The sequence below is a fragment of the Vibrio sp. Y2-5 genome, assembly GCF_014596725.1.
Lineage (GTDB): Bacteria > Pseudomonadota > Gammaproteobacteria > Enterobacterales > Vibrionaceae > Vibrio.
In genome coordinates this window covers 454012-467968 of sequence record NZ_JACVEG010000001.1, presented here as the reverse complement: position 1 = coordinate 467968, position 13957 = coordinate 454012, and the positions used below count along the sequence as shown (strand labels likewise).

The following is a 13957-nucleotide window of genomic DNA, read 5'->3' as shown; positions in this document are numbered from 1 at the left end:
TTAGGTCGCTCTATCATGTCTTTCTCAAATGAAAATTTAAAACATCAGCTCTATGTCATCATCTTTGGTACCCACACCAAAGCGGGAAAAATTTTCGACATTGCACTTATCATCGCTATTTTCACCTCTTTGATCGTACTGGTTCTAAGCTCCATTCCAAGCCTTGATGCGAAATGGCGTGAGGAGTTCAAGTTGATTGAATACGGTTTTACAGCTCTATTCACCATTGAATATTTAACTCGACTTTATTGCTCACCCAAACCCACCGCTTACGCAAAAAGTTTCTACGGTGTCATCGATCTTGTTGCGATATTGCCGACATATCTCGTTATCTTGTTTCCTTCCGCATCATTAGTCGGTGTTGTACGAGCCCTGCGAGTCATGCGTATATTCCGTATCCTTAAACTGGTTCGTTACCTTCAAGATTCCAATATACTGTTAAGGTCATTGCTGGGTGCCAGAAGGAAAATCATTATTTTTTTCAGTACGGTTGCAATTCTGGTCACTATTTTGGGGTCATTTATTTACATCATTGAAGGGCCTGAACACGGCTTTACCAGCATTCCGCAAAGTATCTATTGGGCAATAGTGACCATCACAACCGTAGGTTATGGCGACGTTGTACCGCAGACAACGCTGGGTAAAGGATTGGCGGCGCTCACTATGTTATTGGGTTATTCAATACTTGCCGTGCCGACAGGTATTATTACCGCGGAACTACATCAAGAGATGAATGCTCACCGAGCATTAGTGAAATGTCCTAACTGTTCATTGTCGGGACATGAGTCAGATGCCCTATTCTGTAAGCATTGTGGAAGTGAGCTGGCCGACCCAGATAAACGAGTAGTACCCGTTAATACAACTAAAACTTAGTGATTATAGAGCTTGTAAGCATCCGTCATTTCCTATGCGGTATGCTCTATAGATTGTTTATGGTTTACTTTGAGTATTGTTCACCAGTGGTGGTAATCAGCAAAACCGTTTATGCGGCAGCTGATTTTTCTTGATAGATTTCATACCCCCCTTCAGGATAATTATGCTTAGCTAAATACATCATTTGATCAGCGCGCTGAATCAAAGCCTCAGAACTAAGCCCATTGGCTGAATAGAATGCAACACCTATGCTTGGTGGGACGACGACACTAGCATTCCACGCCTCTTCTAGAATGTGTGGCTCGCACAAAACATTCACAAATTTATTCGCGATAACAGAAGCATCTGCGATACTTTTCAGACCTTTGATGATAACTGCAAATTCATCACCACCGAGACGGTAAACATTATCCGAGCCACGAAGAACATTTTTTAACCTCTGACCAACATTCTTAATGACCTGATCTCCAGCAGCGTGCCCATACTTATCATTGACGTACTTAAATTTATTTAAATCCATGTAAAACAGACTATATTGATGCTCACTATCTTCCATCATATCGAGTTGATTGTGGAACGAGCGTCGGTTGGGGATCTCAGCCAATTGGTCTGTATTTGCGTATTGGTATAGCTGGGTGTTGAGCTCTTTTTGCAAAGTAATATCTTGATAGGTGCCCGCAACGGTAAGTGGTGTTTGACTGCTATATGTCCTCTTGATGACTCGACCCCTCACCAGAATCCAAACCCAGTGACCTTGCCTGTGCCTTACCCTAACCTCGGTCTGAAAAAACTTCACTTCACCAGCCAATTTCGCCCGCATATTTTCTTGTGCATTATCCCAGTCATCAGAATGACAAAGCGGCTTTAAACCTGCGCGTTTAATTGGAAAATCCGCCCAACGTTGATAACCCACCATATCATAAGCGTAATCATTTAAGGTTAACTGGTCACTTTGAATATCCCATTCCCAAGTGCCGATGTTCGCAGCCCAAATAACATCTGAGAGGCGTTTCTTCTCGTCTTCGAGCTGGGCTTTTGTGTTTCTCTGCTTTATCAGTACCCGACTTAATGCAGCGAGTGCAAGAACTAAAAACATCGATAACACTGTAAAGATAATTAATTGCTGCTGATGGGTAGATGTCAGTTGAGCAGATTGCTCTTTGACCATATCGTCGAGCCGGTGTTGGAAATGCCAAAGCCCTTCTTGAGCTGCGCGATATTCAGAAATATCTCGAACGATTGAGAAAAGGACGTTATGACCTCGGTAGGTTGTAGGAATAGACGAAACTTCTACCGTTTTTAAGCTTCCATTTTTTAAGCGGTGCTTAAAAATAAAGTAGTTTCTTTTCTCTTTTCGAGCCAACTGCATTTCCGCGTGAGTTGCTTCAGGGCTCAGAGTGTTAATTTCTTGAATCTTCATAGATTCTAACTCAAGTTTTGAGTAGCCATAAAACTCTGCTGCTGAGGGATTAGCTTTCACAATACTCCCTGTCTTGGGATGTATAAGCAACATCACCATTTTGTGCTCTTCAAATGCTTTAATTCCATCAAGAGCATAAGCTTTGAAAGATACAAAAAGAGTAGCAAACACTACGATGAAGAACTTTTTTACGCTAAGTATAAGTGACATAAACCTATCTGCAGCCATCAACAAAACACGCTTCAAAATCATTCAGCAAGTACATAGAAAACATTCAGCAAAATAATCTTTTTGTATTATTTAACGTTTCTATTTATGGCTGTTAATGCTAGCAATCATAGACACAATAAAAATAGGTGCATGCCTTTTGCGATGTAGGATAAATCCCTCACTGCGTGCGTATTCTCCAGTGAAATTAGTGGTACTTTTTGATCAGACTCCACTAAGCCGAATTACAAACACAAAAAAAGCGCCCTAAGGCGCTTTTGATATTTCACACTGTATTATTTTTCAGAAAGAATAATACGGAGTGTACGACGTAGCGGCTCTGCAGCACCCCAAAGTAGTTGGTCACCAACTGTGAATGCATTGAGGAAGTCATCGCCCATCGCCATCTTACGCAGACGACCGACAGGAACAGACATAGTGCCCGTCACTTTAGCTGGAGAAAGCTCTTGAGAAGTAATATCGCGTTCGTTTGGAATGACTTTTACCCACTCGTTGTGTGAAGCGATGATCTCTTCGATTTCATCCATTGGAACATTTTGTTTTAACTTGATAGTGAGTGCCTGAGAGTGGCAACGCATCGCACCAATACGAACACAAGTGCCGTCGATCAACACTGGAGAGTCTTGAGTGCCAAGAATTTTGTTCGCTTCAACACCAGCTTTCCACTCTTCTTTGCTTTGACCATTGTCACGTTTCACATCAATCCAAGGGATCAAAGAACCAGCAAGTGGAACACCAAACTGGTCAGTAGGGAAAGATGAAGAACGCATGGTTTCCGCAACTTTCTTATCGATATCAAGAATAGAGCTAGATGGATTCGCAAGTTCAGAACTCACTGAATCATTAATCACACCCATTTGAGAAATAAGTTCACGCATATTCTGTGCACCAGCACCTGATGCAGCTTGGTAAGTCATTGCACTGGTCCACTCGACCAAGCCTTTTTCAAATAGGCCACCAAGTCCCATTAGCATCAAACTAACAGTACAGTTACCGCCTACAAACGTGTTAGTTCCAGTGTGGATGCCTTGTTGAATTTGCTTCAAGTTCACAGGATCTAGCGTGATGATAGAGTCAGAAGCCATACGTAGAGTCGATGCAGCATCAATCCAGTAACCTTTCCAACCTGCTTGACGTAATGCTGGGTATACCTTTTCGGTATAGCCACCACCTTGACAAGTAATAATAGCGTCAAGCTGTTTAAGGCTCTCAATATCGAAAGCATCCTGAAGCATTCCTGCATCTTTGCCTAAATTTGGCGCAGGGATACCAATTTGTGAGGTACTGTAGAATACGGGTTCAATTAGATTAAAATCACCTTCTTCAACCATACGTTGCATGAGTACCGAACCAACCATGCCACGCCAACCCACTAAACCTACTCTCATCGCACTAATTCTCCGTGTGTTCTTGATAAAAACAATTCACCATCTATAAGTGGTTCAGACTAAAATCTCAAGCGTTTCTTATAAAAATGATTATATTGTTGCTTTCATAGAAAGGAATACGACGCAACCCGCTCCCTTCCATCGTCAAATCTTATAAGTATATTAACTTAACATAATGATGTGGCTTTAAAAGGCATATTAGTAACAAAATATTCTTTATCTCGGCGAATTTTGACGACAAAACTTTGAATCAGAACAAAATTTCATCATTCTAATTTTGTACAACCTCTTACAAAAGAAAATAACACCCACCAATATGTATTTAAAAAACAAATAGATACAGTAAAAACAATATCACTAACTGATAAACCCGATTTCAAACGGCACAGTATGCGACCACGTAATCAAGAATTAATAGGATTAGAACTAAATATTTCAATTAGAAACAGAAATTCCTAACACTACTCGCCAATTCCATCAAAAAAACAGCACAGAACATGTCAAATAGGAATCAGCGAGCTAGACGATAACTTCCAGCATGAACGAACCACTAAAACGAAGCTTGCTCTAGCCAAAACTGGGCACTTTTGACGCTTTCATTTAGACAATTAGCCAGTTCCTGAATTTCTTTTTCCGAAGGCATTTCTTCTCGTTTTAATTTGGCTTCAATTTCCATTGCAATCATCCTGAGCTCAGTCGCACCAATCGTACCTGCAACACTTTTTAAACTGTGTACTGTTCTGACTGCAGCTCCTAAATCAGAAGATATTTGCTGTTGGAGTTTTTCACTATCTTCATAATGATCTTCGATAAATACACGCAACAGCATTTTTACCGATTCTTTATCATCATTAAGTGAACTTAGCATTTGCGGAATGTCTATCTTGGATTCAAAGGATGTACTCACAGAAGGAACTTGTTGAACACTCTCCAAACTCTCTTTCTCTTTGTTTTGTTTGGTCTGAGCGCTGTTTTTTTCTGCCACTTGCTCTTGGACTGGGTCGCTATCGAGCAATTCAAATGCTTTTCTGGATAGCCTTTGATTAAACAGCACAACGATAATAAGACTCGCAATAAGCAAAACACCTAAAAGCATCAAGAGAGTATTTATAAAACCAAACAACTTAAAATATTCGTGCTCGAGAGTATATAACTCTTGATAAACCTCATGCTGGAGTAGTCTGTTAACTAAGTTCCCGCTTTCCGCGTAATGACTTAATAATTTGGAAACCTTTGCCAAGGTAAGCTGTAGATGCTGCCTGTCGTCAGGCGACATCGCCTGTGATGCAACCATTATTTGATCCAAAGACCTATAGATTTCAGCGCTTTGCTCTCCTTCTGTAAATAGAGCTTCGAAAAGATACGCTCCTATATCTACATAAAAATGTCTAATTTCAGGTTGATGTTGATACTCTGAACGTAACAATTTCAGTTGTTCAACCATATTGAGGATGTCTAAGTCCGAACTTAAGAATAACTGGCTTTTTTCTATAAATTTATCAATAACATAGAGTAAGTGCGTTACATCTGGCTGAAAAAATGAGCGTTCATAATCGGCTTCTAACTGCACTCGCAATGAATAGATTAATTGAATATTCAGAGACATATCATTTGTGTGAATAACACGATACGGAGATCTAAAGTGAAGGGAGTTATGAAACGACATTATGTTGTTACCTAATTCAACAACATCGTCGCTCATTTTTGCTGTTTGTCTATATTGAGCAAAAATCGCCAGCACACACAGGAGCCAAATAACACCAATGATAGCTATCGACTTATAGATAAAATTACTCTGATGACGCTCTAAAAACATTCCTTGTCCCAGCATTCAATATTGATTAAATACAATCATATACCTTCCACATTCATCTTGCGTAGATTGGCTCTCAAAACTCAAGTTTTAATGCAAATAAAAAGAGAGCTGATAAGGCTCTCTTTCTGTGTTTCACAACATTTAAACGTGGCTAGCTTTTCCGAGTCAGCTGATCACGCAAGTTTGGCGGCGTACCTTTGATAGTCAGGGTATCGGTTTCAGGATCATAAAATACACGCTCCCCCATCAGTAAGCTGTCGAAACTAATGTTCAAGCCACCACCAGCACCGACATATTTAGTCAGTTTTCTCATGGTGGAGCGATCACCTGGAAAGCTTTCTTCTAATTCGTAACCATGCTCGCGAGTGAAATCCATGAAGCTGGTGCCATCCTGAGCTGGAGGCAATTCGCCTGATAGCTCTTTCACCTGAACTTCTTCGCCCGCTTTTATCTGATCATTGCAATAATCGTAAACTTGTTTCTTGTAGTTAATCGCTTCGTCTTTTTCCAGCTTTGAATCGCTACAGAAATCTTCAACTGCTTGCATCAGAACTTTGTTTTGCACTTTCGCATCGAGGCCAACTTCCGCTTGCAGGAAATCTAAAAAGAAATCTGAAACTTTACGTCCTACACGGCCTTTAATATAAGAAAGATAGCGATTCGATTCTTTGTCCGTTTCAAAACTCGACAAATCCACGCGGGCAACAATATCCATTTTATTGATATCCAGATAATCAGTTGCACTGATGTCTAAGCCTTCTGTCACCTTCAAACTTTGATTCAAAGGAAGAATACCAATCAAAAGATAATCGGTGGCTAATGACTGATATTCAGCCATCACCAAGATACCTTCATCGGCAAACGGATATTTCGACAGTTCGTCTTTGAGACGTTGCGCACTGATTTGAGAAAATTCGTAAAACGAACGCTCGCTTTGACGCATTTCTTGCAACCAGTTTTGAAAATCACTGTCAGACTTGAAAGAGCCAAAACCTTTGCCAGCTTTTGCATTAAAAACTCGATGCAATTCGGATACTAGGTTTTCTGTTGATGTATCATTATCAAGAGATTGAGCACGGAAGGTAACCGTTAGCTCGTCGTTATTGTTTTTGCTTAGTTGATGCAAAATGACATTAGAAAGGTGCAGACTCATAGTGAAATAATCATCGTTCTGGTTTCAGTTGTAAGGCATAGTAGGTTATCATAAGCCGTTTTTACTATCATCATTAGAGTATTTATGCCTATTACATCGAAATACAGCGACGAAAAAGTTGAAACTATCCTGACCGAAATCGCTGCCGTTCTTGATAAACATAATGCGTCTCCTGAACTTTCCCTGATGATTGCGGGAAATGTCGCGACCAACGTTTTAAATCAAAATGTTGCTGCATCGCAACGAAAAGCGATTGCGGAAAAGTTTTCTCAAGCATTGATGTCTTCATTAGCAGACTGAATTTAAATAAATACGGATAAATAGAAAAGTACATGGTAGATAGCGGCAACACATACAGCGAACGCGTATCACGTCTAGTAGGTTGGGGGCATTGGTTTGCCTTCTTTAATATCATTGCAGCAATGCTGATTGGTACCAGATACATCGCACAATCGCCGTGGCCAGAAACTTTCTTAGGGCAGCTCTATCTCACGCTATCTTGGGTAGGTCACTTTGGCTTCTTAGTATTTGCTATCTATCTGTTAACACTTTTCCCGTTAACATTTTTAATTCCCTCAAGGTCACTGTTCCGTTTTGTGTCCGTCTGTTTCGCAACATTCGGACTCACAGTACTGCTTATTGATACCCAAGCGTACCAAACCATCAACCTGCACTTAACGCCAGTGGTTTGGGAGCTATTATTTAGTGATGAGAGCAGCGCTGTAAGAACAGATCTGCAGCATCTATTTGTCGTACTTCCTCTTATTTTCCTACTGCAACTTGGTTTATCTGAGTGGGTATGGCGTAAACAACGCAAGTTAAGTCACAAACGAGTGGGTCGCCCTCTCGCTGCAGTATTCTTCGTCAGTTTTATCGCAAGCCATCTGATTTATGTCTGGTCTGACGCTTATTTCTACAGCCCAGTGACAAGCCAAAAATCGAATTTCCCACTGTCATACCCTATGACTGCGAAATCGTTTATGGAGAAGCATGGTTTATTGGATCGAGATGAATATCTCAAACGACTGGAAGAGACTCAAAATACGGTTGATCTGGTTAACTACCCAATCGAAGAAATCAAATTTGGCCGCCGAGCCAACAACCTCAATATCCTGTTGGTCAGCGTCAATAATCTGCGCGCTGACGTGTTAACACCAGAACTGATGCCCAACACGTATCAGTTTGCTAGCGAGAACCTAAACTTCACCAATCATTACAGTTCGAGTAACGATATGTTTGGTTTATTTGGTCTGTTCTACGGCCTGCCGAGTAGCTATGCGAGCAGCATTGAAGCGCAAGGCACAGCGCCAATCATGCTCGATGTACTAGAATCACAGAATTACCAGTTCGGTCTCTTTAGCGGCGTAAACTTTGAAGATCCTCTCTATCAGGAAACGATTTTCCGCAAGCTACCAATGTCTAAAGCGCCATTTGATCCAGAAACAAGCAACGATGAACAAACCATCGCTCGCTGGTCTTCTTGGGTTGAGCAGAAGAAGCAACCTTGGTTTAGCTACTTAGAACTTTCTACCGTTGATAACTTCGACCAGTACGATGGTGTGGCATCAAACGGTTCGACCAGTGACCGACTACGCGCTGGCTACAATCATTCCGTGACTCTAGCGGACAACGAACTGCACTTACTGTTCACTAAACTCGCAGAGCTGGAGCTGTTAGACAGCACGGTTGTGGTAATTACCTCTAACCACGGAACTGAGTTTAATGAAACGAAAACAAACAGCTGGGGTTCAAATAGCAACTACAGCCGTTTCCAACTGCAAGTGCCTATGATTGTCCATTGGCCAGGAAGAGTTGCTGGAGTCTACAACCACCGTTCAAGCCACTTAGATTTCTCTGTCACAATCATGCAGGATTTATTGGGGGTATCTTCCAACCCAAGTGATTTCAGCAGTGGCCGAAACATGTTTAACGAAACGAAGAGAAAGTGGATTCTCGCTGGTGATTCACGTGAATTAGCCCTTATCACCGATGATCAAACCACAGTGATAGACAAGTTCGGTAACTTCAAACTCTACGACGACAACTACCAACGCTTAAAAGAAGAAAATCCGACTCTGCCAGTCTTAATGCAGGGGTTCACGGAGCTGCAACGTTTTTACGTGAAAGACAATTAAATCAGCAAGTTAAAATACTTTCATATTGACGACCACAAAAAAACTGATTAGATTACGTGAATCGGACTGTAGCGCAGCTTGGTAGCGCACCGTCATGGGGTGTCGGGGGTCGGAGGTTCAAATCCTCTCAGTCCGACCATACACCTAAAGCCCGTAGCTGAATAAGCTACGGGCTTTCTCATTGAAGCAAATAAACTTGATCGCATAAAAGCCATACTCAGCGCTCTCCCTTCGATTTTCTCTTCATTTCCCCAATAATTGTTCAACTTATTCATAACATTCAAACTGTTAAAAAGGCCGACAATAAAAAAATATCGCTAAAACGTTCATTATTAGAGCAAACAGTTAATTAAGGGCTTTACAAGAATCCAAGAGGTCGTTAATATTCGCTTCAACAACGGAGAGATGGCTGAGTGGTTGAAAGCACCGGTCTTGAAAACCGGCGTACGTTAATAGCGTACCTAGGGTTCAAATCCCTATCTCTCCGCCACATTCTAGAAAAAAGCCTCTGATTTCAGAGGCTTTTTTCTTTTCTGATTAAGTAAAATCTTTTCTTATCCGAATTGCTCTATTCACCACTCAAAAGAACCAGCCCCTGTCTTACTAGCCATTAACCGTGCACGGATTCAAAGAATAGAGCTGACACGCAGCTTTAATTGGTGAGGACTAAAGAGATATTCCTCTTGGCGGCTTCGTATTGAACCAGGCTATTTGCTTCGACTAGCTCTTCTTCCGTAGACAATTTTTCGATTACTTCATGACACTCTTTTATCTTGTCAAAAATCTTATAGTTACCGTCATACTCAAATGGGTACTGAGCAATGAATTTAACGATAGCCATACATAGCTTTCTAGAGTTAGGTGATAGCTCGTGTAAACGGAAATACAGGTCAATGTAGTGCGTCATTGCCTCCGAATCCCCTTGTGTAATGACGGCATCTGAAATTTGCTTTCGTAGCGTCTCAATTTCTTCAATCACACCCTGTAATCTCGACTCAAAGCTTAAAAGCATATGTGTTTGGCTTCTTAAAATACTCGGATGTTGGTTTTCGTCCATCGCCACACGGCATTGAGGTAATATCTGTTTTACTTCATTAAAGTACGAACACTGCTCCAACAAATACCCCAAGTGGTAGATGTCATAGAAATGCATACTCTTAATATGCTGAATAACTGGCTTGAGTTCATTGATCGCCAATTTGAGATCACCTCGAATCAACGCGATGTGTGAAATGATTAGGCGATGCACATGCTCAAGGCTGGGCCGCTTTCTCACTTCATCAATAAAAGGATTGAGTGACTGTAGCTGACGTTCAAACAAACTCTTATTTTTTATGCCTTTTGCCTTATACAAGTGGCAACGCACTAAATTCAGCTGAGTGTAAACACTGCCTCTGAAGGTGTTTCTATTCTTCTCGTAATAACGCGTCATGTAAGTTACCGCATCATCATAATTCTCATTGGCTAGTGACAAGTTTGCTATCACTAACTCACGCTCAGCGCCCGAATCTAACAACATCGCGGATTGCTTAAGATGAGTGATTGCCTGTGGAAGATCGTTGTTCAGCACAGCAATACTTGACATTTCATCGTGGTAATAAGGGTTTTCATCCTTACTTTTTACTGTTTCGAGAATTTCTTTTGCACGATTTACATCATCAGTTTCAATGAAGGTGTTAGCTAGTGCGGTCTTTATCCAGTCGAAATTGTCTTCACTGAGCATTTGTTCATATTCGCTTCGTGCGCTGTGATATTCCTTACAACGAACCAACGCATTAGCCTTGAATTTTCGAATCAACTTAGAGTATTCCGGACGAGTATCCAGACACTCTTTACATGCTTTGATAACGCCGTAGTAATCATGCTTAATCAGTTGCTCGTAAATCGGTAACAATGCCAGTCTGCGTTTAATCGCGTTGGTTAAACGGTCTATAAAGAACTGATTTTTGAACGGCTTTAATAAATAGTCATCCGGCTCAGCATCAATAATGGAGCGCACAACACGTAAGTCGTTCTCGCCAGTAAGGAACATGAAAGCCGTATGTGAAGGAAGTAGCTTTAAATGATTGAGTTCTTCTAATAACTGAAATCCATTAATAAAACTCTGAAAGTTGTAATCACAGATAATCAGATCAAATTGGTTCTGTCTGCACTTCGCTATTACATCCAACGGCTTATAGGCGCAGTGAATTTGCTCGCAGCCAAGCTTTTTCAGTAAAGACGTAATAGTGCTTGTCACCAACCTAGAATCATCAGCAACCAATACAGTGTAATTTTTGAAGCTTAAAGACATTTGAACCCCTCCGACGCTTCATAGTATCAGACGAAGTCTGTGCGTAAGATAAGGTCTTGCAAAACAGGAAAATACCTACATCTATTGAATTATTTCTCCTGCCATAACTTCCCAAACGCTGACTAAAAAACATTCAGATCATTTATTCAAACCGCTTTGTTAGGAATAGAATGCAAAATTCAGTTCTTGTGAGTGCCGAGACGTAACACCAAGTTCTACATCAAATTGAACAAACAATTTGCATGCGTTCATTTTTCCCGATATTTCGCTCGTTTCGCGTAGGTTTTTGATGGCTGTTAATGTAACAATTATGTTAGTGTCGCTATCCGTGTTCAGACACTTAAAACCCTTTATCCACAGTATGTGGACGAGTGCTCAACTAAAAAATCGCATTCAACCATCGCTCAGATCGTTATCAAGTAACAAATATATTAAGGAGAATTTCTGTGCTTAACCATGTAACCGCTTATGCTGGAGATCCTATTCTGTCCCTTATGGAACAGTTTATGGCTGATGACAGATCTGAAAAAGTGAACCTAAGTATTGGTCTTTACTATGATGAAAACGGCAAAATCCCGACGCTAGATTCAGTCGCGAAATCACAGACACAATTAGCACAAGCCGAAAGCCAACCATGCATTTATCTACCCATGGATGGCCTGGTGCAATACCGTTCAGCGGTACAGCAATTAGTATTTGGTGCAAGTCACCCTGCTCTAGAGGCAAATCGTATTGCGACCATTCAATCTTTGGGCGGTTCAGGTGCATTAATGGTTGGTGCGGATTTCCTTCACCACTATTTCCCACACTCAAAAGTTTGGGTTAGCAATCCAACGTGGGAAAACCACCACGCTATTTTTGCTGGTGCTGGCTTCGAAGTGAATACTTACCCTTACTTCAACCCAGAGACCAAAATGCTTGACTTCGATGGCATGCTTTCTACTATCGACTCTTTGCCGGAACAAAGCATTGTCCTACTACACCCATGTTGCCATAACCCAACTGGTGTGGATTTAACGAATGCTCAATGGGATCAAGTGATTGAGGTTGTTAAGAAAAACAAACTGATTCCTTTCTTCGATATGGCTTATCAGGGCTACGGTGAAGGTATCAGTGAAGATGCTTACGTTATCCGTAAAATTGCCTTAGAAACCGATGTCGTCAGTTTTGTCAGTAACTCCTTTTCTAAAACTTTCTCTCTATACGGTGAGCGTGTAGGTGGACTATCTGTCGTTTGTGGAAATGAAGAAGAAGCTTCTCGGGTTTTAGGTCAGCTAAAAGCGACTGTCCGCCGTAACTACTCAAGCCCAGCAAAACATGGAGCAGTGGTTGTATCTAACGTTCTGAACACCCAAGAGTTAAAAGCGATTTGGCTTAATGAAGTGGAAGGCATGCGCAGTCGTATTGAAACCATGCGTAAAACATTGCATGACCAACTCGCTACTTTGCGTCCAGAGGCGGATTTCAGCTTCCTGATTAAACAGAAAGGGATGTTTAGCTATACAGGCTTTACTCAGCAACAAGTAGAAACGCTACGCAAAGAACACGCAATATACCTCATCAATAGCGGTCGTATGTGTCTTGCTGGCCTGAACGAGCACAATGTAGAGCGCGTTGCTAAGGCGTTTGCTGCTTTATAAAAACTGAGCGTTAAACGATATAGGAAAGCCACTGACATGCAGTGGCTTTTTCTTGCTAGGAAGCTATGGACCGACCGCCAAAGCGGCCTCAAACAACTGCATATGAATCGGTACTAAAGTTTGATGGTCGCTTCGGTAACCGCCTCCAACTACACACGCTAGCGGTATCTGTTTGTTTCGAGTCAACTGCATCATAAAGCAGTCTCGATAATAAATAGCTTGCGTTGATATGTTGAAATACCCGAGTTCGTCATCACGATGAATATCAATTCCAGCATCATAGATAATCAGCTCAGGCTGATAAAGATTCACCGCCATTTCGACCACCGACTTAAAATGGCTGAGAAACTCTTCATCCCCAGTCTCTCTGGGAAGCGCAACATCTAAGTTCGATTCAGGCTTACGAGCAGGGAAATTTTTATCACAATGGAATGAGAGCGTAATGATGTCGTCTCGTTCAGCACAGAGCGTTGCGGTCCCATCACCATGATGCACGTCGCTATCGACGATCAGCACTTTATCAATATCAAAGCTTTCAATAGCGTGTTGGGCTGCCAGCACCAAATCATTAAACAGACAGAAACCACTACCAAAGTCTTTGTGTGCATGGTGATAACCGCCACTTAAGTGCAAAGCTCGACCATGTTTCAACGCCAGTTCAGCCGCTAAACAGGTACCAGCCGCAGAGGTCAGTGTCCGTTCGATCAAAGCTTCACTCCATGGAAAACCAATACGCCGCATTTTGGCGGCGGGAAGAGAACCAGAGCAAAGCTCTTCCACATACTGCTCATCATGTATTTGCTTGACCGCCCTTAGAGTAAGAGCTTGCGGTTCCCTGAACTGAAAAGTAGATTTCCACTCCTGATTATGACGTTGCTTCTCAACAATGGCTTCATATAACAGGCGGTATTTATTGATGGGATAACGATGCCCTTCCGGTAAAGGCAATTGAGAATAAATAGAGTGATAAACCAATGGGATCATGTCTGCTACTTGATTACTCCAGATGAA

Annotated in this window: 10 protein-coding genes and 2 tRNA genes; 6 read left to right on the top strand and 6 right to left on the bottom strand. The window is 41.5% G+C overall.

Annotated elements, in window-relative coordinates; genetic code table 11:
* Positions 1-15: 15 nt before the first annotated feature.
* Complete coding sequence (locus HUO09_RS02220) at positions 16-873, top strand: ion transporter (RefSeq protein ID WP_188232835.1); 858 nt, start codon at positions 16-18, stop codon at positions 871-873.
* Between the two features lie 109 nt (positions 874-982).
* Here HUO09_RS02220 and HUO09_RS02215 read toward each other — a convergent pair whose 3' ends face one another.
* The 4 genes from HUO09_RS02215 to yejK all read right to left on the bottom strand — a co-directional run bounded on the left by HUO09_RS02215 (position 983) and on the right by yejK (position 6878).
* Positions 983-2545, bottom strand: coding sequence for a diguanylate cyclase domain-containing protein (locus tag HUO09_RS02215; RefSeq protein ID WP_188232834.1), 1563 nt, complete (start codon positions 2543-2545; stop codon positions 983-985).
* A 251-nt stretch (positions 2546-2796) separates the two neighbouring features.
* Positions 2797-3909, bottom strand: a complete 1113-nt coding sequence (gene asd, locus HUO09_RS02210; RefSeq protein ID WP_167412085.1) for an aspartate-semialdehyde dehydrogenase — start codon at positions 3907-3909, stop codon at positions 2797-2799.
* 550 nt (positions 3910-4459) lie between these two features.
* Positions 4460-5725, bottom strand: coding sequence for an Hpt domain-containing protein (locus HUO09_RS02205; RefSeq protein WP_188232833.1), 1266 nt, complete (start codon positions 5723-5725; stop codon positions 4460-4462).
* 151 nt (positions 5726-5876) lie between these two features.
* Positions 5877-6878: a nucleoid-associated protein YejK gene (gene yejK / locus HUO09_RS02200; RefSeq protein ID WP_188232832.1), complete on the bottom strand. Its 1002-nt coding sequence runs from the start codon at positions 6876-6878 to the stop codon at positions 5877-5879.
* A gap of 84 nt (positions 6879-6962) precedes the next feature.
* Between yejK and HUO09_RS02195 the strand changes: the two genes are divergently transcribed.
* The 4 genes from HUO09_RS02195 (at position 6963) to HUO09_RS02180 (ending at position 9503) form a co-directional block, all read left to right on the top strand.
* Positions 6963-7178 (top strand): YejL family protein, encoded by a 216-nt coding sequence (locus tag HUO09_RS02195; RefSeq protein ID WP_042483648.1) that lies wholly within the window; start codon positions 6963-6965, stop codon positions 7176-7178.
* A 32-nt stretch (positions 7179-7210) separates the two neighbouring features.
* Positions 7211-9013: a DUF3413 domain-containing protein gene (locus HUO09_RS02190; RefSeq protein ID WP_167413839.1), complete on the top strand. Its 1803-nt coding sequence runs from the start codon at positions 7211-7213 to the stop codon at positions 9011-9013.
* Positions 9014-9075: 62 nt separating this feature from the next.
* A tRNA-Pro gene (locus tag HUO09_RS02185) sits at positions 9076-9152 on the top strand.
* 260 nt (positions 9153-9412) lie between these two features.
* A tRNA-Ser gene (locus HUO09_RS02180) sits at positions 9413-9503 on the top strand.
* Between the two features lie 162 nt (positions 9504-9665).
* Here the strand turns inward: HUO09_RS02180 and HUO09_RS02175 are convergent.
* Complete coding sequence (locus tag HUO09_RS02175; RefSeq protein WP_167413371.1) at positions 9666-11306, bottom strand: response regulator; 1641 nt, start codon at positions 11304-11306, stop codon at positions 9666-9668.
* A 446-nt stretch (positions 11307-11752) separates the two neighbouring features.
* Between HUO09_RS02175 and HUO09_RS02170 the strand changes: the two genes are divergently transcribed.
* Positions 11753-12946: an amino acid aminotransferase gene (locus tag HUO09_RS02170; RefSeq protein WP_188232831.1), complete on the top strand. Its 1194-nt coding sequence runs from the start codon at positions 11753-11755 to the stop codon at positions 12944-12946.
* A gap of 63 nt (positions 12947-13009) precedes the next feature.
* Here HUO09_RS02170 and HUO09_RS02165 read toward each other — a convergent pair whose 3' ends face one another.
* The gene (locus tag HUO09_RS02165) at positions 13010-13930 is read right to left on the bottom strand and encodes a histone deacetylase (RefSeq protein WP_188232830.1); all 921 of its coding nucleotides are present in this window, start codon (positions 13928-13930) and stop codon (positions 13010-13012) included.
* Between the last annotated feature and the right edge of the window lie 27 nt (positions 13931-13957).

Bases quoted from the DNA above. Each gene is read 5' to 3' on its own strand.
- HUO09_RS02195 (WP_042483648.1), top strand. From the start codon at position 6,963: ATGCCTATTACATCGAAATACAGCGACGAAAAAGTTGAAACTATCCTG.
- HUO09_RS02205 (WP_188232833.1), bottom strand. From the start codon at position 5,725: ATGTTTTTAGAGCGTCATCAGAGTAATTTTATCTATAAGTCGATAGCT.
- asd (WP_167412085.1), bottom strand. From the start codon at position 3,909: ATGAGAGTAGGTTTAGTGGGTTGGCGTGGCATGGTTGGTTCGGTACTC.
- HUO09_RS02215 (WP_188232834.1), bottom strand. From the start codon at position 2,545: ATGATTTTGAAGCGTGTTTTGTTGATGGCTGCAGATAGGTTTATGTCA.
- yejK (WP_188232832.1), bottom strand. From the start codon at position 6,878: ATGAGTCTGCACCTTTCTAATGTCATTTTGCATCAACTAAGCAAAAAC.
- HUO09_RS02190 (WP_167413839.1), top strand. From the start codon at position 7,211: ATGGTAGATAGCGGCAACACATACAGCGAACGCGTATCACGTCTAGTA.
- HUO09_RS02175 (WP_167413371.1), bottom strand. From the start codon at position 11,306: ATGTCTTTAAGCTTCAAAAATTACACTGTATTGGTTGCTGATGATTCT.
- HUO09_RS02165 (WP_188232830.1), bottom strand. From the start codon at position 13,930: ATGATCCCATTGGTTTATCACTCTATTTATTCTCAATTGCCTTTACCG.
- HUO09_RS02220 (WP_188232835.1), top strand. From the start codon at position 16: ATGTCTTTCTCAAATGAAAATTTAAAACATCAGCTCTATGTCATCATC.